This is a genomic window from Cedecea neteri NBRC 105707 = ATCC 33855 (genome assembly GCF_001571265.1).
Taxonomy (GTDB): domain Bacteria; phylum Pseudomonadota; class Gammaproteobacteria; order Enterobacterales; family Enterobacteriaceae; genus Cedecea; species Cedecea neteri.
This window is the reverse complement of sequence record NZ_BCTL01000007.1, coordinates 168,060-187,040: the sequence shown is the minus strand read 5'-3', so window position 1 is coordinate 187,040 and position 18,981 is coordinate 168,060. Positions and strand designations below refer to the sequence as shown.

The window sequence follows — 18,981 nt, the reverse complement described above, 5'->3', positions numbered from 1 at the left end:
TAACGCTCAGGAGACGAGCCCAAGCGCGCGTTTGACGGGGCCAAAGCTGCGGCGATGATGCTCAGTTGCACCATGCTCGGCAAGCTTTTCGAGATGAAAAGCGGTTGGGTAGCCCTTGTGCTGAGCAAAACCGTATTGCGGGAAACTGAGATCCAACTCGGCCATTTCACGATCGCGCGTGACTTTGGCAAGTATTGACGCCGCGCTGATTTCTGCCACCCGGCTGTCGCCTTTTACTACAGCCAGCGAAGGCATAGGCAGCGCCGGACAGCGATTGCCGTCAATCAGCACGTATTCAGGCACAATATTCAGGCCCGCAACCGCACGTTGCATGGCCAGCATCGTGGCGTGCAAAATGTTGATGTTGTCGATCTCGTCCGGCTCGGCGCGGCCCAGACTCCAGCTCAATGCCTTTTCGACGATTTCGTCATACAGCGCCAGACGGCGTTTTTCAGATAATTTTTTCGAATCCGCCAGCCCAATAATCGGCCTTGCCGGATCGAGGATCACTGCCGCAGTGACAACGGCGCCAACCAAAGGCCCGCGTCCTACTTCATCCACGCCGGCGACAAGGTGCGTATGCGGGTAAACAAATTCGATCATTGAGCCAGCTCCAGCACGGCGTCAGCCGCCTGTTTGTCCGCATTACAACGGATCTGTTGATGCAAATCCCGGAAGGTGTCGTGCATCTGATGGCTGACAGCCCCATCTTCCAGCAGCGGCTCCAGCGCGCAGGCAAGCCCGATAGGCTCACATTCATTTTGCAGTAGTTCTTTAACCAGCTCGCGGCCTGCCAGTAAATTTGGCAATGAAACGTAATCGGTTTTCACCAGTCGCTTCGCCAGCCAGAACGTAAACGGCTTCATGCGATAGCCAACGACCATCGGACATTTCGCCAACATACATTCAAGCGCGGCCGTGCCGGAGGCCAGAAGCGCTGCATCGCTGGCGATCATTGCTTCACGTGCTTTCCCATCAAGCAGATGGACGTGTAGCTCTGGGGCAATCTCAGCCTTGATCTTTTCAAACTGCTCGCGACGTTTTGCATTCACCAGCGGCACCACGACTTCCAGCGCAGGCCAGCGCTTACGCAGCAACTGGGCGGTTCTCAGGAAGTCCGCGCTGAGCATTTCGACCTCAGCACCACGGCTGCCGGGCAATAGCGCCAGGCATTTTGCATCTGCCGCAATGCCTAACGTAGCGCGAGCAGCATTTTTATCAGGATCGAGCGGCATGGCATCCGCCATGGTGTGCCCGATGAAGCGACACGGGACGTTAAACCGGTCGTAAAACGCTTTTTCGAAAGGCAGAAAAGCCAGTACCAGATCGGTCGCTCTGCCAATTTTGAAAACACGTTTTTGCCGCCATGCCCAAACGGACGGACTGACGTAGTGGATCGTGCGGATCCCCTGCTTCTTGAGGTTGCCTTCAAGGGTAATGTTGAAATCCGGAGCATCGATGCCAACAAAGACATCGGGCTGCAGTTCGGTGAAGCGTTTCGTGAGGTCACTGCGGATCTGAAGCAGGCGACGTAAACGGCCAAGCACTTCAACGATGCCCATGACCGCAAGCTCTTCCATTTCATACCAGGCTTCACAACCTTCGGCCTGCATAAGCGGCCCGGCCACGCCAACAAAGCGGGCATCAGGCATCCGAGCTTTCAGTTCGCGAATAAGTCCGGCACCAAGAATATCGCCGGAAGTTTCTCCGGCGACCAGGGCAATCGTGAGGGGACGATCAGGCTTCATTTAACGAATCAGACCGCGCGTGGAGCGCGCAAAGAATTCAACAAATGCGTTTACTTCCGGATGCTGAGCTGCAATTTCAGCAATTTCCGGCTTCGCCTCTTCAAGCGTTTTGCCGCTGCGATAGAGGATCTTGTAGGCGTTACGAATAGCGTGCAGCGCCTCTTTGCTGAAACCGCGACGCTTCAGGCCTTCAATGTTCACGCCAAACGGTGTCGCATGGTTACCCTGCGCGATAACGTAAGGAGGAACGTCCTGAGCTACGCCGGAACAGCCGCCAACCATCACATGAGCGCCGATGATGCAGAACTGATGCACCGCGGTCATTCCGCCGATGATAGCGTGATCCCCGATTTGCACGTGACCCGCGAGCGTTGCATTGTTCGCAAGGATAACGCGATCGCCAATCTGGCAATCATGCGCAACGTGCGCATTGATCATCAGCAGGTTATCGCTTCCCACCTTCGTTAATCCAGCATCTTGCACCGTACCGCGGTGGATGGTGACGCTTTCGCGAATGCGGTTGCGATCGCCAATTTCCACGCGAGTTGGTTCACCCGCATATTTCAGATCCTGGTTAACTTCACCGATAGACGCGAACTGGTAGATCTCATTGTCACGGCCGATTTTAGTATGACCATTGACGACAACATGAGATTTCAGAACCGTGCCTTCGCCGATTTCAACGTTTGGACCTACGAGACAAAACGGGCCAATGTGAACGTTAGCACCAATAATGGCACCTTCTTCCACAATAGCGGTTGGATGAATAAAGGCAGACTTATCAATCACGTATTATGCCTCCCGGCTGCGTGCACACATCATTGTTGCTTCGCAGACGATCTTACCGTCGACGATTGCAACGCCTTTGAAACGCGTCAAACCACGACGTGTTTTCTCAAAGGTCACTTCCATAATCATCTGATCGCCAGGCACAACAGGGCGCTTGAAGCGCGCTTCATCAATGCCAGCAAAGTAATACAGTTCACCCGGCTCAAGTTTACCCACGCTTTTAAACGCAAGAATACCGGTAGCCTGTGCCATCGCTTCCAGGATCAATACACCCGGGAAAATAGGCTTACCAGGGAAGTGGCCCTGGAAAAACGGCTCATTTACAGAGACATTTTTTACTGCGCGCAGAAAACGACCTTCTTCAAAATCCAGCACACGATCGACCAGCAAGAACGGATAACGGTGCGGCAGAAGCTCTAAAATCTCTTCAATGTGCAGAGTATGAGTGTCAGTTGTCAAAATACTCTTCCTGTCTAAATATTCTAAATGACAATAATAACACGGCCTGCGGCAATCAAAGAATGCCAGCAGGCCGCAAATCAAAAAGCGCGGCTCACGCTCCAGCCCTAATGGCCGGAAACACGGCAGCGCAGGGAGCAGGCGACGATCAGTCTTGTTGATTGACCTTACGTTCGATGGCTTTTAAGCGTTTGCTCATCTCATCGATGTTCATCACCAGGGCAGCGGTTTTACGCCACGCTTTGTTCGGCTGGAGCGGGATACCTGAGGAATAAACTCCTGGTTCAGTGATCGGACGCATCACCATTCCCATTCCGGTCACGGTCACCTTGTCACAGATTTCCATATGGCCGTTGATTACGCTGGCACCACCAATCATGCAGTAACGGCCAATTTTCAGGCTGCCTGCCATGATAACGCCACCCGCAACCGCAGTATTGTCGCCAATCACAACGTTATGTGCAATCTGGCACTGGTTATCAATGATAACACCATTGCCGATGATCGTGTCATCTAGCGCACCGCGATCGATGGTCGTACAGGCGCCAATTTCAACCCGGTCGCCAATAATCACCCGGCCGAGCTGAGGAATCTTCACCCAGTTGCCGCGATCGTTAGCATAGCCAAAACCGTCTGAACCTATCACCGTGCTGGACTGAATCAGACAATGGGCACCGATTTCGATGTTGTGATAGATGGAGACATTTGCCCATAAACGGCTACCTGCGCCAATTTTGGTGTTTTTGCCTACGAAGCAGCCAGCGCCAATCACCACGTTATCACCCAGTTCAACGCCAGATTCGATAACGGCATTTGCGCCGACAGAAACATTTTGGCCAAGCCTCGCCGTCGCATCGATAACTGCGCTTGGCGCAATGTCGCTGGCAGGCTGGGGCGTAGTATCAAGAATTTGAGCCATACGAGCATAGGTCAGGTAGGGATTCTTCACTACCAGTGCTGCGCTCTTAGCGTATGGAAGGTCGGCTTCGGTCATCACGACGGCAGAAGCCTGGCAGACAGCCAGCTGTTCACGATAGCGAGGATTAACCATGAACGTAATGTGGCCAGACTGGGCAGTTTGCATAGATGCGACGCCGGTGATGACGATATCGCCATCACCGTGCAATTCTGCATCCAACTGCTGGGCTAATTCAGCCAGTCGAATTGAAGACATTACTTATTTAACCTGTTTCAGTACGTCTGCAGTGATGTCTTTAACGTCGTTACCTGCGTAAGCAACGGTGTTTGCATCCAGAACAACATCATAACCTTTATCGTCTGCAACTTTCTTCACAGCGGCCTGGATACGAGTGACCAGTTTGCTGCGCTCTTCGTTGGAACGACGGTTACGATCCTGCTCAAAAGCCTGTGCTTTTTCGGAGAATGACTGGCGCTGGGCCATAACGTCTTTTTCCATTTTGCTGCGATCTGAAGCTTTCATGGTTGAACCATCGCGCTGCAGGCGCTGCATTTTGGATTGCAGATCGTTTTCCATTCCCTGCAGTTCGCCGGCGCGGCCTTTGAACTCATTTTCCAGGGTTTTAGAAACACCGGTGTTTTGTGCAACCTGTTGGAAGAGGTTACCCATGTTAACTACTGCGATGCTGGAGGCAGCCTGAGCGCCGGCTGAAGCAACCATAGCAATCCCGAGACCTGCGGCAACTAACCACTTTTTCACTATAAACTCCTTACCATCCCATAGGCGTCCGAAGACACTGTTTTTTTGCGAGCACCGGCTAACTGACTACACGGTTAACAGGTGCTACGCCTCACTGCTGTTGCGTTCCGTCGCGCAGAACAAATTACCAGGTTTTACCAATGTTAAACTGGAACTGTTCTGCCTTGTCTCCATCATATTTCTTATACGGCTGAGCATAAGAGAAGACCAGCAGCCCCAAAGGCGACATCCACTGCAGTGCAATACCTGCAGACATACGGATGTTACTTGGCGTGCTGTAATCAGGTATACCTGCCGCCCTGGTCGCGTCGGTGTTCTCCCATTTGGTATCCCAAACGGTACCTGCATCGACAAACAGGGAAGTACGAACAGAGTTTGAGTACTTCTCACTCAGGAACGGCGTCGGGGTAATCAGCTCAAGGCTGGCTACACCCATGGCGTTACCGCCCACCGCATCGTTAGAGTTACACACACTACCTGTTCCACAGTTACGCTGGTTCGGGCCGTAATAAGCGGCTTTTGGACCAATGTTGTTTGACTGGAAACCACGCACTGTGCTGGAACCACCGGCATAGAAGTTCTCGTAGAACGGCAGTTCTTTACCGCCGAGACCATCACCGTAACCCCAACGAGTACGACCCAGAACAACCCACGTGTGATCGTCATTGATCGGGAAGTAGCTCGCCGTATCTACCGTCACTTTGTAGAACTCGTTATCAGAACCCGGAATGGTGACTTTACCATTCAGGTTGACGCGAGAACCGTCCGTTGGGAAATAACCGCGGTCGAGGTTGTTGTATGTCCAACCATAGTTCAGAGTGAAGTCATCCGCCGAGAAACTGTTGTCACTGGCGTTCATATTCGGGTGCTGGCCCACAGAATCCAGGTAACGCCACATCGCTATCTGCGGTTGCATATTCGACAGGTCGTTGTGCACATAACCGACACCGAGGCGCAGCGTGTTGTATTCGTTCACCGGGAAGCCCAGCGTAGTATCTACGCCATAGCTTTTGTTGGTGTAGTCAGACAGGTCCGCGTCATCAGCTTTAAAGTCGTTGTAGAAGATACGACCGCCGAGGCTAACGCCATCGACCGTAAAGTACGGATCGGTCGCTGACAGTTCCGCGTAGGTCTGGTAGTCGTTTTTGGTTCCACTGATACCAACCGAGTAACCCGTACCCAGCCAGTTATCCTGCTGAACGCCAACCTGGAAGCTCACACCGCTTTCAGTACCGTAACCAACGCCGAAGTTGAAGCTACCGGTGTTACGCTCTTTAACTTTATAGACAACGTCAACCTGATCCGGGCTGCCGGATACGCGCTGAGTGTCCACATCGACAGTCTCGAAGTAACCCAAGCGGTTCAGACGTTCTTTACCGGCATCAACGAGGTTGCTGCCCAGCCACGCCCCTTCCATCTGACGCATTTCACGACGCAGAACGGAATCTTTACTGGTGTCATTACCTTCGAAGCGGATCTTACGCACGTAGTAACGGTTACCGGAGTCAACGTTAACATGTAGCTTCACGGTTTTGTCGGCGTCATTAATTTCTGGCTGAGTCTGTACGCGCGGATACGCATAGCCATAACGGCCCAGCAGTTTCTTAATGTCGTCTTCCATTTTGGTGACTTTGGTGCCGTTATACAGCTCACCCGGCTTCATTTTGGTCAGGCTTTCAATTTCTGCTGAATGCCCGGCCAGATTGCCTTTCACATCCACGCCGGCGATCTTGTACTGCTCGCCTTCGGTGATGTTGATGGTCACATAAATGCTTTTCTTGTCCGGCGTCAGGCTGACCTGCGTGGAATCAATATTGAAACGCGCATAGCCGCGATCCAGATAGTAGCTGCGCAGGGTTTCAAGGTCACCCGCGAGCTTTTGCTTCTGGTATTTGCGATCGCCGACGACGTTCCACCACGGCACTTCATCGCGCAGCTGGAAACGAGAGATCAGCTCATCCGTGGTAAACGCATGGTTACCGACGATGTTGATCTGCTGGATTTTTGCGGAAACGCCTTCCTGGAACACCAGTTTCAGGTCAACACGGTTACGCGGCAGCGGCGTGACGACAGCTTTAACGCTGGCGCTGTATTTACCGACGCTGTAGTAGAAATCTTCCAGCCCTTTCTCGATGTCGCCCAGGGTTGTACGATCGAGAGATTCCCCCACACGCACGCCGGAGGCTTCAAGGTTCTGCTTGAGCATGTCATCTTTCACCGACTTGTTGCCGGAGAAGGTGATGCTGGCAATCGTCGGGCGCTCTTTGACCTGCACCAGTAACGTATTGCCGTCACGCAGAACCCGCACATCTTCAAAGTTGCCGGTGGCAAACAGTGAGCGGATTGTATTACTGATATCCTCGTCAGAGACAGTGTCGCCTACGCGCACTGGCATACTGAGGAGGGCCGCACCGACGGCGACTCGCTGCAGGCCTTCGAAATGAATGTCTTTCACCACGAACCCGTCTGCACCGTATACGGTGGCGCTGCTAAACAGCAGCGACGCTATGAGGAGCTTTTTCATCGCCATCGTTGTTATGCGTTCTTCCTAACCTAATTCTCTCTATAAACGAGAGAAATCATTGAAAAGTGCAAGCCCCATTAATAGCACCAGCAAAATAGAGCCAATGCGATAACTGAAGTCCTGAACTCGCTCGGAAACCGGAGTGCCTTTCAGTTTCTCAACCGCCAAAAAGAGCAGGTGCCCGCCGTCCAGGACGGGGAGTGGAAACAGGTTAATAATTCCTAAGTTGACGCTGATAAGCGCCAGGAACATCAGGAAGTAAATCAACCCATATTCCGCCGACATACCTGCCCCTTGAGCTATGGAGATTGGCCCACTGAGGTTGTTCAGTTTTACATCACCGGTTATTAATTTCCCCAGCATGTTGACCGTCAGCTTCATCAGTTGCCAGGTTTTATCCGTGGCTTCTGCTACAGCGGTAAACGGCCCATACTGACGCACTGTTTTGTACTCATCAGGCAGCGGGATAATTTTAGGTACCACCCCTGCAAACCCTTCTGCCTTCGCCTTACCCGGTTTTGTATCCGGTATCAGCGTCAAAGACAAGGGACTCCCCTGCCTTTCAATCTCTACGGCCAGCGGTTGTCCTGGATTGTCACGCACCAGGTTAACAAACTCACTCCATTGAAGAAGCGGCTGACCGTTGACTTTAACGATCCTGTCCCCGGCTTGCAAACCTGCCTTATTGGCTGCGGACTGCGGCTGGACTTCATCCAGCACGTTTTCAATCTGCGGACCACGAGGCCTGAATCCAAGTGATACGACCGGATCCTGCTTATCAGGCTCAAACTGCCAATGGCTTAGATCAAGGGTTACATCACGCGTTTGATTCGTCCCAAACGGCGCATAAGAAACTCTCGCGCTCGCATCGCCAATCTTACCGATTAAAGCTAAACGTACAGCATCCCAATCAGGCGTTTCGATGCCATCTATCGCTTTTAGTTCCATACCGGCGCTAATTTGTGCTTCGGCAGCGATAGAGTTGGGGGTTATTTCACCGATCACCGGGCGCAGGCTGGGGATGCCAATGATAAACACCAGCCAATAGGCAAAGATAGCGAAGATGAAGTTAGCGACGGGGCCAGCGGCGATGATAGCCGCTCGCTGTGAAACCGTTTTGTTATTAAACGCAGCATGACGCATTTCCGGTAGAACCGGCTCAACGCGTTCATCCAGCATTTTAACGTAGCCACCCAGTGGGATCAGCGCGATAACAAATTCGGTTCCCTGGCGGTCGGTACGACGCCAAAGCGCCTTACCAAACCCAATGGAGAAGCGTTCCACTCGAACGCCACAGCGTCGAGCAACCCAAAAATGGCCGAACTCGTGCACGGTAATCAAAACACCCAGTGCAACGATAAACGCAGCCAAATTCCAGAGTATGCTCAACATAAAACCTTCCGTTAAATCGTCCTGAATACCAGAAGCAGCAGACAGGCAAACACCGGCACCGCCGCTGTCAGGCTGTCAATACGGTCAAGAATACCACCATGTCCCGGGATAAGGTGACCACTATCTTTAATACCCGCTTCGCGCTTGAACATACTTTCGGTCAAATCCCCCAAAACGGAAGCCAGCGCGGCAACAATGGAACAGGTTAGCAGAACAACCGGGGCCACGTTCAAGTTCGCCCACATGCCGAACAGCAACGAGATGACCGCAGAAGTCGCAAGGCCACCGATAAACCCTTGCCAAGTCTTACCAGGCGAGACCTTTGGCGCAAGTTTATGCTTACCGAACATTTTCCCGAAGACATAAGCGCCGGAATCCGCGCCCCACACCAGGAACATCACATAGAGCAGCCAGACTGAGCCACTGTAGTGGTTGATATCATAATGCCAGCTGCGTAGCGCTACCATGCCCCAGAAGAAGGGAATAATGGTCAGCAGGCCAAAGACCAGACGAAGCGGTTTGGAATTACGCCACAGCGCCGCAGACGCCGGGTAAAATAGAACCAACAGCAGCGCCGCTACCCACCACACTAGCGATGTCCAAAGTGAGAATTCGATTATCGGCAAATGCACCGAATGCCGGTACTCTGGCAACGAAATCAGCATGACGGCGAGCAACAGCCCACAAAGTACCGCCAGCCAGACACGCTGTGAACGCGCAACGAAACCAGCGAGTTGCCCCCACTCCCATGCTGCCAGCATACAAATCACCAGCGTAGCAATCGCAAATCCTACTGGCGGAAGCCAAAACAGCGCCGCGATTACAACGGGAATCATAATAAACGCGGAAATCAGGCGATACTTCAGCAAAAGTGACCCCCAACAGGCTTATTCACCACCAGGTGCTGTGCCACCAAAACGACGCTCTCGGTTTGCAAAAGCATTTAGCGCACCTTCAAAGTCTTGTTCATCGAAATCAGGCCAAAGAACATCGGTAAAATAAAGTTCCGCATAGGCAATTTGCCAGATGAGGAAATTACTGATGCGATGTTCTCCCCCTGTCCTAATTACTAAATCTACGGGAGCCAGTTCATGCATGCAGATCTGCTGACCGAGCAGGTCTTCATCTATCTGATCCGGGCGCAATGAGCCTTCCTGCACCTGCGACGCAAGCTGCCGCACTCCCTGAATGATATCCCAACGCCCGCCATAATTCGCAGCGATATTGAGCGTCAGCCCAGTATTCTCACTGGTTAATGCTTCCGCTTTTTTGATTCTTTCCTGCAGGCGGAGGTTAAATCGGCTGGTATCACCGATGATGCGTAAGCGGACATTATGACGGTGCAGGCTTTTTACCTCACTGTCTAATGCCCAGACGAACAGCTCCATCAATGCGGTCACTTCCTGAGCGGGGCGATTCCAGTTCTCGCTGCTAAAAGCGTAAAGCGTCAGCGCATCGATACCGTTGTTCGCTGCGAAAGTCACAGCGCGGCGTACCGATTTTGCCCCAGCTTTATGACCGAAAACCCTCATTTTTCCCTGACGCTTAGCCCAACGGCCATTGCCATCCATAATGATGGCAACATGGCGAGCGCCATGCGTGGTTAAGGATTCGCTTAATTGTTGATTAGCAGACAACATAACGCGTAATGATTCCCTGAAAAAAATTAAGCGGTACTCAGGAATATTGAAGCCTGGTGCATAAAAAAGCCGTGTTGTGACACGGCTTTCCACTTAACGCTCAGTCACATCTGGCGATTAAGTGGCGCAGACTATATCACTGAAGCACAAAGCGAACAAATGGCGGCACTTCAGCCGGATGAATTATCACCGGCTTGCGAGGTGTATCACTTGTTTCCTGGCGATTTCACGAGCAACAGCATCCACACTAAGCACCTCATCCACACTTTGTGGTTCAGCTAAGTTCATCTGCTCCAGCACGCTGCGGTTTAGCACGGCGATATCGGTAAATCTGACTTGCTGATGCAGGAACGCCTCTACGACCACTTCGTTCGCGGCATTTAGCGCGGTTGTCGCCGCCTGTCCTTGCGCGCTCGCATCAATAGCTAACTTAAGGCATGGATAGCGCTCAAAGTCTGGTTCCATGAAGGTAAGCGAACCGATTTTGCAGAAATCGAGCGGCGCAACACCAGATTCTACGCGTGCAGGATAAGCCATCGCATGGGCAATAGGCGTGCGCATGTCGGGCGCCCCAAGCTGGGCCAGCACGCTGCCATCGCGGTAACGAACCATAGAATGAATGACCGACTGAGGGTGAATCAGCACTTCCATTTGTGCGGCTGAAGCATTGAACAGCCAGCGGGCTTCAATGTATTCGAGACCTTTGTTCATCATGGTGGCGGAGTCGACGGAAATTTTTCGCCCCATCGACCAGTTCGGGTGGCTGCAAGCCTGATCCGGTGTCATCGCCGCCAGGTCTGCATAAGCCGTTTCCCGGAACGGGCCACCCGATCCGGTAAGGATAATAGACGATACGCCATTATCTTCGAGGCTAGCGTATCCCAGGTTACGCTGGATTGTTTCCGGCATACTCTGAAAAATAGCGTTATGTTCGCTATCGATAGGCAGCAATTGTGCCTTACTGCGTGTCACAGCCTCCATAAACAACCGCCCGCAGGTAATCAGGGATTCCTTGTTCGCCAGCAGAACCTGTTTACCAGCAGATATAGCGGCAAGCGTTGACGACAGCCCTGCCACGCCCACGATAGCGGCCATTACCTGATCCACTTCGCCAAGCGTAGCGACCTCGCAAGCCGCCTGCTCACCTGCCATTACCTCCGTTTTACTGCCCTGCTCTTTCAGAGCACGACGGACTTCCGCCGCCGCAGACTCACTGGCCATGACCGCATACTTCGGCGAGAACGCCAGGCACTGCTCCACCATTTTCCCGACATTGCTGCCCGCAACCAGAGCCGTAACGGCAAATTTTTCAGGATTATGACGAACGACGCTTAGCGTACTGACGCCAATAGAGCCGGTGGAACCAAGAATAGTGAGCTGCTTCATGAGGTACTCGGGGTCGTAAAATGAAGGATTAATGACGCAATAGTTTGCGGCGCGGGACGCCCATTGTCTACGCCTTTACTTGACGTTTTTATAAAGCAAAACGCCGCCCGTAAACGCTTCGCGGTACGCGAAGGCTTACTGGGCGGCGAATTTTCCACAAAAAATGTGGATTAGAACTGCATCAGCTCAGTTTCTTTTTCAGACAGAGCCGCATCCACTTTCTTGATGGCTGCATCAGTCAGTTTCTGCACGTCATCCTGGGAACGACGGTCATCATCTTCGCTGATCTCTTTATCTTTTAGCAGCGCTTTAACTTTGTCGTTAGCGTCGCGGCGAACGTTACGTACCGCTACGCGTGCGCCTTCGGCTTCGCCACGTACGATTTTGATCAGATCTTTACGACGCTCTTCGGTCAGCGGTGGCAGTGGAACGCGGATATCGGTACCCGCAGAGCTTGGGTTCAGACCAAGGTCAGAAGCCATGATCGCTTTCTCTACCGCCGGGCCCATAGAACGATCGAAGACGTTGATCTTCAGGGTACGGGTATCTTCAACGGTGACGCTGGCCAGCTGGCGCAGCGGCGTTGGTGTGCCGTAGTATTCTACGACAATGCCGTCCAGCAGGCTTGGAGAAGCGCGGCCGGTACGGATTTTGCTGATTTGGTTTTTAAACGCTTCGACGCATTTATCCATACGCACTTCAGCATCTTTTCTGATATCGCTAATCACGTTACGAATCCTTGAAAACTGGTTTAAGGCAGACCACGCTTATTCTCTGCAGCTGAGACGCTGCAGGCTAAGTATAGCCCTGTTTATTCCTGGCTGTAGATAAAGCCAAATCTTACCCTGATTACCGGGCAACTGAAATTATTCAGTAATTAAAGTGCCTTCTTTCTCACCCATTACCACACGACGCAGCGCACCCGGCTTGTTCATGTTGAACACGCGGATCGGCAATTTGTGGTCGCGAGCAAGGGTGAACGCGGCAAGATCCATAACTTTCAGTTCTTTATCAAGAACTTCAGTGTAGGTCAGCTGATCGTACATGGTAGCAGCAGGATCTTTTGCCGGATCGGCGGTAAACACGCCATCCACTTTAGTGGCTTTCAGTACCACGTCTGCTTCGATTTCGATTCCGCGCAGGCAGGCCGCAGAGTCAGTGGTAAAGAACGGGTTACCGGTACCGGCAGACAGGATAACTACGCGGTTAGCGCGCAGCAGGCTGATCGCTTCTGCCCAGCTGTAGTTATCACAAACGCCATTCAATGGAATAGCAGACATCAGGCGGGCGTTCACATAGGCGCGGTGGAGCGCATCACGCATCGCCAGGCCGTTCATGACGGTAGCCAGCATGCCCATGTGGTCGCCCACGACGCGGTTCATGCCGGCTTTTGCCAGACCTGCACCACGGAATAAGTTGCCACCGCCGATTACCACCCCGACCTGAATGCCAAGTTCCACCAGCTCTTTAATTTCCTGAGCCATACGGTCCAGAATACTCGCGTCAATACCAAAGCCTTCTGTGCCTTGCAGAGCTTCGCCGCTCAGTTTGAGCAGAATACGTTTGTAGACGGGTTTTGCATTGGTAGCCATGTTTCTTTCCTGAGAACAGTCAACGAATGGGGGATGGTTAATTCTGGCGACATTCTGTCGCATTTCAGCCCGCTCGCCTAACGGAGCGCTCTGAAACTGTAAAGCTGGATAAAAAGGAACCGCCGGTTGGCGGTTCCTTTTAAACCATTAAGACTGCTTGGACATAGCAGCAACTTCTGCTGCAAAGTCAGTCTCAACTTTCTCGATACCTTCACCCACTTCGAAGCGGATGAAGTTAGTCACGTCAGCGTTATGCTCTTTCAGCAGCTGAGCAACAGTTTTGCTTGGGTCCATCACGAACGGCTGACCAGTCAGAGAAACTTCACCGGTGAATTTCTTCATGCGGCCTTCAACCATTTTCTCTGCGATTTCTTTTGGTTTACCGGACTGCATCGCGATGTCCAGCTGAACCTGGTATTCTTTCTCTACAACTTCTGCAGAAACGTCTTCAGGCTTAACGAACTCAGGCTTGCTTGCAGCGATGTGCATTGCCAGCTGTTTAACCAGCTCTTCATCAGCGCCTTTAGCCGCAACCAGAACACCGATACGTGCGCCGTGCTGGTAAGAACCCAGAACTTCGCCTTCCAGGGAAGAAACGCGACGGATGTTGATGTTCTCACCGATTTTAGCAACCAGTGCAACGCGCTCTTCTTCGAACTGCGCTTTCAGAACTTCAACGTCGGTGATTTTGCCAGCAACTGCTGCATCCAGAACTTTATTAGCAAACGCCTGGAAACCGCCGTCTTTAGCAACGAAGTCGGTCTGGCAGTTAACTTCCAGGATCACGCCATAGTTGCCGTCGATCTTAGTGATGATCACGCCGTCAGCAGCAACGTTGCCTGCTTTTTTAGCTGCTTTGATCGCACCGGATTTACGCATGTTCTCGATTGCCAGCTCGATGTCGCCGTTGGCTTCGGTCAGCGCTTTTTTACAATCCATCATGCCAGCGCCAGTACGCTCACGCAGCTCTTTTACCAGGGATGCGGTAATTTCAGCCATTCTAAAATCCTCGGAGATGTGGCCTGCCCGACACGGTGGCCAGACGGGCTTAAAAGTGAAAAAGGGGCCATAAAAAGGCCCCTAACCAAACGAGATACTACCTGGTTAAATAAGGGCTCTAGCGAGCGTGCCTTATTATTCTGCTTCTACGAAGCTTTCTTCCGCCTGGGAAGCCAGATCCTGAGAACGGCCTTCACGAACGGTTGCAGCTACAGCGCCCAGGTACAGGCTAACAGCACGGATAGCATCGTCGTTACCAGGGATAACGAAATCAACACCGTCCGGATCAGAGTTGGTATCAACGATAGCAAATACTGGGATACCCAGGTTGTTTGCTTCTTTGATAGCGATGTGCTCGTGATCGGCATCGATAACAAACAGTGCGTCCGGCAGGCCGCCCATGTCTTTGATACCGCCCAGGCTGTTTTCCAGCTTGTCCAGCTCACGAGTGCGCATCAGCGCTTCTTTCTTAGTCAGCTTGTCGAAAGTACCGTCTTGAGCCTGAGTTTCCAGGTCTTTCAGACGTTTGATGGACTGACGAACGGTTTTCCAGTTAGTCAGCATGCCGCCCAACCAGCGATGGTTCACGAAGAACTGATCGCAGCTGTTAGCAGCGTCTTTCACCGCTTCGCTTGCAGCGCGTTTAGTACCAACGAAAAGGATTTTACCTTTGCGAGAAGAAATCTTGTTCAGTTCAGCCAGAGCTTCGTTGAACATTGGTACAGTTTTCTCAAGGTTGATGATGTGAACTTTGTTACGTGCGCCGAAGATGAAAGGCTTCATTTTCGGGTTCCAGTAACGGGTCTGGTGACCGAAGTGAACACCAGCCTTGAGCATGTCGCGCATGGAAACAGTAGCCATGTTTTAAAACCTCTATATAAGTATGGGGTTATGCCTCCACGTATCCCATATTGCCGACCCCAAAGGGCACCCCGGAATATGTGTCGATACGTGTGTGTTATTTACACAAAGTGAGCGTATTTGGCTGTACCCGAAAAATCGGAATACAAGTCCGGCGCGCTTTATACCATAAACGGCGCTCAGACTCCAATAGTTGTTGCCGTGATGCGCACTCGATGATTCTCAATTTTGCAGGGAGACGCCCCCCCTGATACCATTACAGCAACTCCCCTGCTCATTTCATGTCGACGTTATCGACATCTGCGGATCTGATATGGCTATCTCAATTAAGACACCTGAAGAAATCGAAAAAATGCGCGTCGCTGGCCGCCTGGCTGCCGAAGTGCTGGAAATGATCGAATCCCACGTAAAACCGGGTATCACCACCGGCGAGCTGGATCGCATCTGTAATGATTACATCGTGAATGAACAGCAGGCTATCTCCGCTTGCCTGGGCTATCACGGCTTCCCAAAATCCGTCTGTATCTCTATCAACGAAGTGGTTTGCCATGGCATTCCGGACGATGAAAAAGTGCTGAAAGACGGCGATATCGTCAACATCGACGTTACCGTTATTAAAGACGAATACCACGGCGACACCTCAAAGATGTTCATCGTAGGTAACCCAACGATTCTTGGCGAACGCCTGTGCCGTATCACCCAGGAAAGCCTTTATCTGGCTCTGCGCATGGTGAAGCCGGGCATCCGTCTGCGCACCCTTGGCGCGGCTATCCAGAAGTTCGTTGAAGCTGAAGGTTTCTCCGTTGTGCGCGAGTACTGCGGTCACGGCATTGGCCGCGTGTTCCATGAAGAACCACAGGTTCTTCACTACGACGCAGATGACGGCGGCGTAGTGCTTCAGCCAGGCATGACCTTCACCATCGAACCTATGGTCAACGCCGGTGATTACCGCATTCGCACCATGAAAGACGGCTGGACGGTGAAAACCAAAGATCGCAGCTTGTCTGCTCAATACGAGCATACTATTGTGGTGACGGAGAACGGCTGCGAGATTATGACCCTGCGTAAAGATGACACCATCCCTGCAGTGATTTCGCATAACGAATGATGCCCTGACGTCAGTCAGCAATCTAAGCCGGCCCTGAGCCGGCTTTTTTTATGGGTAGCGCACTATGAGTCCAGCTTTGCCAGAGCAGTTTGCCAACACCACCGAACCCGAGATCGCCGGCCAGCCGGACTATCCAAACAGTTGGCAGGAAGCCGAACTTAATTGCGCGGATATCAAGTCGCACTTAGATACTTTCCAGAAATGGCTGGGCACGGCCTTCGATAGCGGCATTTCCGCTGAACGGCTCATTGAAGCCCGCACCGAATTTATCGATCAGCTGCTACAGCGGCTGTGGATAGCTTACGGCTTTGCCGATGTTCCGGAAGCCGCGCTGGTTGCCGTGGGCGGCTATGGTCGCGCCGAGCTACACCCGCTGTCGGATATCGATCTGCTGATCCTAAGCCGCAAGCGGCTGACCGACGCCCAGGCGCAAAAAATCGGCGAGCTGCTGACCTTGCTTTGGGACGTGAAGCTGGAAGTCGGCCACAGCGTACGTACGCTGGAAGAATGCCTGCTGGAAGGCTTATCAGACCTGACGGTGGCCACTAACCTTATCGAGTCTCGCCTGTTAATTGGCGACGTAGCTCTGTTCCTTGAACTCCAAAAACATATCTTCAGCGAAGGCTTCTGGCCATCAGCAAAGTTCTTTGCCGCCAAAGTTGAAGAGCAAAACGAGCGCCACCAGCGCTACCACGGCACCAGCTACAACCTTGAACCCGACATCAAAAGCAGCCCCGGCGGCCTGCGCGATATTCACACGCTGCAGTGGGTGGCCCGCCGTCACTTCGGCGCTACCTCCATGGGGGAAATGGTCGACTTTGGCTTCCTGACCGAAGCGGAGCGCAAAGAGCTCGATGAATGTCAGCATTTGCTGTGGCGCATTCGCTTTGCTCTGCACCTCGAGGTTAACCGCTACGACAACCGCCTGCTGTTTGACCGCCAGCTTAGCGTAGCCCAGCGCCTGCACTACAGCGGCGAAGGCAACGAGCCGGTCGAGCACATGATGAAGGATTTCTACCGCGTTACCCGCCGCGTGGGCGAGCTGAACCAGATGCTTTTGCAGCTGTTCGACGAAGCCATTCTGGCGCTGGACGCCAGCGAAAAACCGCGCCCGCTGGACGATGACTTCCAGCTACGCGGCACGCTTATCGATCTGCGGGACGAAACCCTGTTTATGCGCGAGCCGCAGGCTATCTTGCGTATGTTCTACATGATGGTGCGTAATCGCGACATCACCGGCATTTACTCAACCACCCTGCGCCATCTACGCCACGCCCGCCGTCACCTGACCCAGCCGCTTTGCTACATTCCGGAAGCCCGCGAGCTGTTCCTCGTGATGCTGCGTCACCCAGGCGCGGTAAGCCGTGCGCTGGTGCCGATGCACCGGCATAGCGTGCTGTGGGCCTATATGCCACAGTGGTCGCACATCGTTGGCCAGATGCAGTTCGACCTGTTCCACGCCTACACGGTGGACGAACACACCATCCGCGTCCTGCAAAAACTGGAAAGCTTCGCTAAAGAAGAAACTCGCTCGAAGCATCCGCTGTGCGTCGATCTCTGGCCTCGCCTGTCGCACCCGGAGCTGATTTTAATCGCCGCCCTATTCCACGATATCGCCAAAGGGCGAGGCGGCGATCATTCCGTGCTGGGCGCGCAGGACGTGCTGAAGTTTGCCGAGCTTCACGGGCTGAACTCGCGGGAAACCCAGCTGGTTGCGTGGCTGGTCCGCCAGCATCTGTTGATGTCCGTCACCGCCCAGCGCCGTGATATTCAGGATCCTGAAGTGATTAAACAGTTTGCCGAAGAGGTTCAGACCGAAAATCGCCTGCGCTATCTGGTCTGCCTGACGGTGGCGGATATCTGTGCGACCAACGAAACGCTGTGGAATAGCTGGAAGCAAAGCCTGCTGCGTGAACTGTACTTCGCCACCGAGAAACAGCTGCGCCGAGGGATGCAGAACAGCCCGGACATGCGCGAACGCGTTCGCCACCACCAGCTTCAGGCGCTTGCGCTGCTGCGGATGGACAACATTAATGAGGAAGCCCTGCACCACATCTGGGCGCGCTGCCGGGCGAACTATTTTGTTCGCCACACGCCAAACCAGATTGCGTGGCATGCGCGGCATTTGCTGAAGCACGATCTCAGCCAGCCGATGATCCTGCTTAGCCCGCAGGCAACGCGCGGTGGCACGGAGATTTTTATCTGGAGCCCGGACAGGCCTTATCTTTTTGCCGCCGTCTGTGCCGAACTGGATCGCCGTAATCTCAGCGTGCACGACGCGCAGATCTTCACGACCCGCGACGGCATGGCGATGGACACCTTTATCGTGCTCGAGCCCGACGGCAGCCCGCTGTCGATTGACCGACACAATGTTATTCGCCACAGTCTCGAACAGGCAATTACTCAGACGACCTGGCAGCCGCCACAGCCACGCCGTCAGTCGGCAAAACTGCGCCACTTTACCGTCGATACCGAAGTCAATTTCCTGCCAACTCATACCGACCGGCGAACGTTCCTTGAGCTGATTGCGCTCGATCAGCCAGGCCTTTTGGCCAGGGTGGGCGAAGTGTTCGCCGACCTGGGCATTTCGCTCTATGGGGCAAGAATTACGACAATTGGTGAGCGAGTAGAAGATTTATTTATAATCGCGACCGCAGACCGGCGTGCGCTTAATAATGTGCTCCAGCAGGAAGTGCAGCAACGGTTGACAGCGGCCCTTAATCCAAACGATAAATAACGGTCTTTTATTTTTTACCTTTTTAGCCCGAGAGCGACAGTCAAGCTGATTGTCGCCCAAAAGTTGAA

At 53.0% G+C, this 18,981-nt stretch carries 17 protein-coding genes; 2 read left to right on the top strand and 15 right to left on the bottom strand.

All coding sequences use genetic code 11. The features are described from left to right. Positions 1–6: 6 nt before the first annotated feature. The 15 genes from rnhB to rpsB all read right to left on the bottom strand — a co-directional run bounded on the left by rnhB (position 7) and on the right by rpsB (position 15,068). Entirely contained in the window at positions 7–603 is a 597-nt protein-coding gene (gene rnhB, locus CNE01S_RS04270; protein WP_061273719.1) for a ribonuclease HII, read from the bottom strand. After that, positions 600–1,748, bottom strand: a complete 1,149-nt coding sequence (gene lpxB, locus CNE01S_RS04265) for a lipid-A-disaccharide synthase (protein ID WP_061273717.1) — start codon at positions 1,746–1,748, stop codon at positions 600–602. The genes rnhB and lpxB overlap by 4 nt, the downstream gene beginning before the upstream one ends. Next, a complete protein-coding gene (lpxA, locus tag CNE01S_RS04260) occupies positions 1,749–2,537 on the bottom strand; it encodes an acyl-ACP--UDP-N-acetylglucosamine O-acyltransferase (protein WP_061273715.1) in 789 nt (262 codons plus the stop codon). It lies immediately after the preceding gene. A gap of 3 nt (positions 2,538–2,540) precedes the next feature. Further along, complete coding sequence (gene fabZ, locus CNE01S_RS04255) at positions 2,541–2,996, bottom strand: 3-hydroxyacyl-ACP dehydratase FabZ (RefSeq protein ID WP_039290428.1); 456 nt, start codon at positions 2,994–2,996, stop codon at positions 2,541–2,543. A gap of 148 nt (positions 2,997–3,144) precedes the next feature. Beyond that, on the bottom strand, positions 3,145–4,170 hold the full coding sequence (lpxD, locus tag CNE01S_RS04250) for a UDP-3-O-(3-hydroxymyristoyl)glucosamine N-acyltransferase (protein ID WP_061273712.1): 1,026 nt from the start codon (positions 4,168–4,170) through the stop codon (positions 3,145–3,147). 3 nt (positions 4,171–4,173) lie between these two features. Further along, on the bottom strand, positions 4,174–4,674 hold the full coding sequence (skp, locus tag CNE01S_RS04245; protein WP_061273709.1) for a molecular chaperone Skp: 501 nt from the start codon (positions 4,672–4,674) through the stop codon (positions 4,174–4,176). A 124-nt stretch (positions 4,675–4,798) separates the two neighbouring features. Then, complete coding sequence (bamA, locus tag CNE01S_RS04240; protein WP_061273708.1) at positions 4,799–7,204, bottom strand: outer membrane protein assembly factor BamA; 2,406 nt, start codon at positions 7,202–7,204, stop codon at positions 4,799–4,801. Positions 7,205–7,237: 33 nt separating this feature from the next. Beyond that, positions 7,238–8,590: a sigma E protease regulator RseP gene (gene rseP / locus CNE01S_RS04235; protein WP_061273706.1), complete on the bottom strand. Its 1,353-nt coding sequence runs from the start codon at positions 8,588–8,590 to the stop codon at positions 7,238–7,240. Between the two features lie 11 nt (positions 8,591–8,601). Further along, positions 8,602–9,459 (bottom strand): phosphatidate cytidylyltransferase, encoded by an 858-nt coding sequence (gene cdsA, locus CNE01S_RS04230; protein ID WP_061273705.1) that lies wholly within the window; start codon positions 9,457–9,459, stop codon positions 8,602–8,604. Between the two features lie 18 nt (positions 9,460–9,477). After that, entirely contained in the window at positions 9,478–10,230 is a 753-nt protein-coding gene (gene ispU / locus CNE01S_RS04225) for a (2E,6E)-farnesyl-diphosphate-specific ditrans,polycis-undecaprenyl-diphosphate synthase (RefSeq protein WP_061273703.1), read from the bottom strand. A gap of 186 nt (positions 10,231–10,416) precedes the next feature. Next, positions 10,417–11,616 (bottom strand): 1-deoxy-D-xylulose-5-phosphate reductoisomerase, encoded by a 1,200-nt coding sequence (gene ispC, locus CNE01S_RS04220; RefSeq protein WP_061273701.1) that lies wholly within the window; start codon positions 11,614–11,616, stop codon positions 10,417–10,419. A gap of 170 nt (positions 11,617–11,786) precedes the next feature. Next, a complete protein-coding gene (frr, locus tag CNE01S_RS04215; protein ID WP_061273699.1) occupies positions 11,787–12,344 on the bottom strand; it encodes a ribosome recycling factor in 558 nt (185 codons plus the stop codon). 138 nt (positions 12,345–12,482) lie between these two features. After that, complete coding sequence (gene pyrH / locus CNE01S_RS04210) at positions 12,483–13,208, bottom strand: UMP kinase (protein ID WP_061273698.1); 726 nt, start codon at positions 13,206–13,208, stop codon at positions 12,483–12,485. 147 nt (positions 13,209–13,355) lie between these two features. Then, complete coding sequence (gene tsf, locus CNE01S_RS04205; protein ID WP_008456925.1) at positions 13,356–14,207, bottom strand: translation elongation factor Ts; 852 nt, start codon at positions 14,205–14,207, stop codon at positions 13,356–13,358. Positions 14,208–14,342: 135 nt separating this feature from the next. After that, on the bottom strand, positions 14,343–15,068 hold the full coding sequence (rpsB, locus tag CNE01S_RS04200) for a 30S ribosomal protein S2 (protein ID WP_008456923.1): 726 nt from the start codon (positions 15,066–15,068) through the stop codon (positions 14,343–14,345). Positions 15,069–15,381: 313 nt separating this feature from the next. Here rpsB and map point away from each other — a divergent pair, with 313 nt between their 5' ends. Both map and glnD read left to right on the top strand, forming a co-directional pair. Then, positions 15,382–16,176, top strand: coding sequence for a type I methionyl aminopeptidase (gene map, locus CNE01S_RS04195; protein ID WP_061273696.1), 795 nt, complete (start codon positions 15,382–15,384; stop codon positions 16,174–16,176). 64 nt (positions 16,177–16,240) lie between these two features. After that, complete coding sequence (gene glnD / locus CNE01S_RS04190) at positions 16,241–18,913, top strand: bifunctional uridylyltransferase/uridylyl-removing protein GlnD (protein ID WP_061273694.1); 2,673 nt, start codon at positions 16,241–16,243, stop codon at positions 18,911–18,913. Positions 18,914–18,981 lie beyond the last annotated feature (68 nt).

Coding starts and splice junctions, on each gene's coding strand:
- bamA (WP_061273708.1), bottom strand. CDS start 7,204: ATGGCGATGAAAAAGCTCCTCATAGCGTCGCTGCTGTTTAGCAGCGCC.
- map (WP_061273696.1), top strand. CDS start 15,382: ATGGCTATCTCAATTAAGACACCTGAAGAAATCGAAAAAATGCGCGTC.
- rpsB (WP_008456923.1), bottom strand. CDS start 15,068: ATGGCTACTGTTTCCATGCGCGACATGCTCAAGGCTGGTGTTCACTTC.
- pyrH (WP_061273698.1), bottom strand. CDS start 13,208: ATGGCTACCAATGCAAAACCCGTCTACAAACGTATTCTGCTCAAACTG.
- lpxB (WP_061273717.1), bottom strand. CDS start 1,748: ATGAAGCCTGATCGTCCCCTCACGATTGCCCTGGTCGCCGGAGAAACT.
- tsf (WP_008456925.1), bottom strand. CDS start 14,207: ATGGCTGAAATTACCGCATCCCTGGTAAAAGAGCTGCGTGAGCGTACT.
- lpxD (WP_061273712.1), bottom strand. CDS start 4,170: ATGTCTTCAATTCGACTGGCTGAATTAGCCCAGCAGTTGGATGCAGAA.
- rseP (WP_061273706.1), bottom strand. CDS start 8,590: ATGTTGAGCATACTCTGGAATTTGGCTGCGTTTATCGTTGCACTGGGT.
- ispU (WP_061273703.1), bottom strand. CDS start 10,230: ATGTTGTCTGCTAATCAACAATTAAGCGAATCCTTAACCACGCATGGC.
- glnD (WP_061273694.1), top strand. CDS start 16,241: ATGAGTCCAGCTTTGCCAGAGCAGTTTGCCAACACCACCGAACCCGAG.
- rnhB (WP_061273719.1), bottom strand. CDS start 603: ATGATCGAATTTGTTTACCCGCATACGCACCTTGTCGCCGGCGTGGAT.
- ispC (WP_061273701.1), bottom strand. CDS start 11,616: ATGAAGCAGCTCACTATTCTTGGTTCCACCGGCTCTATTGGCGTCAGT.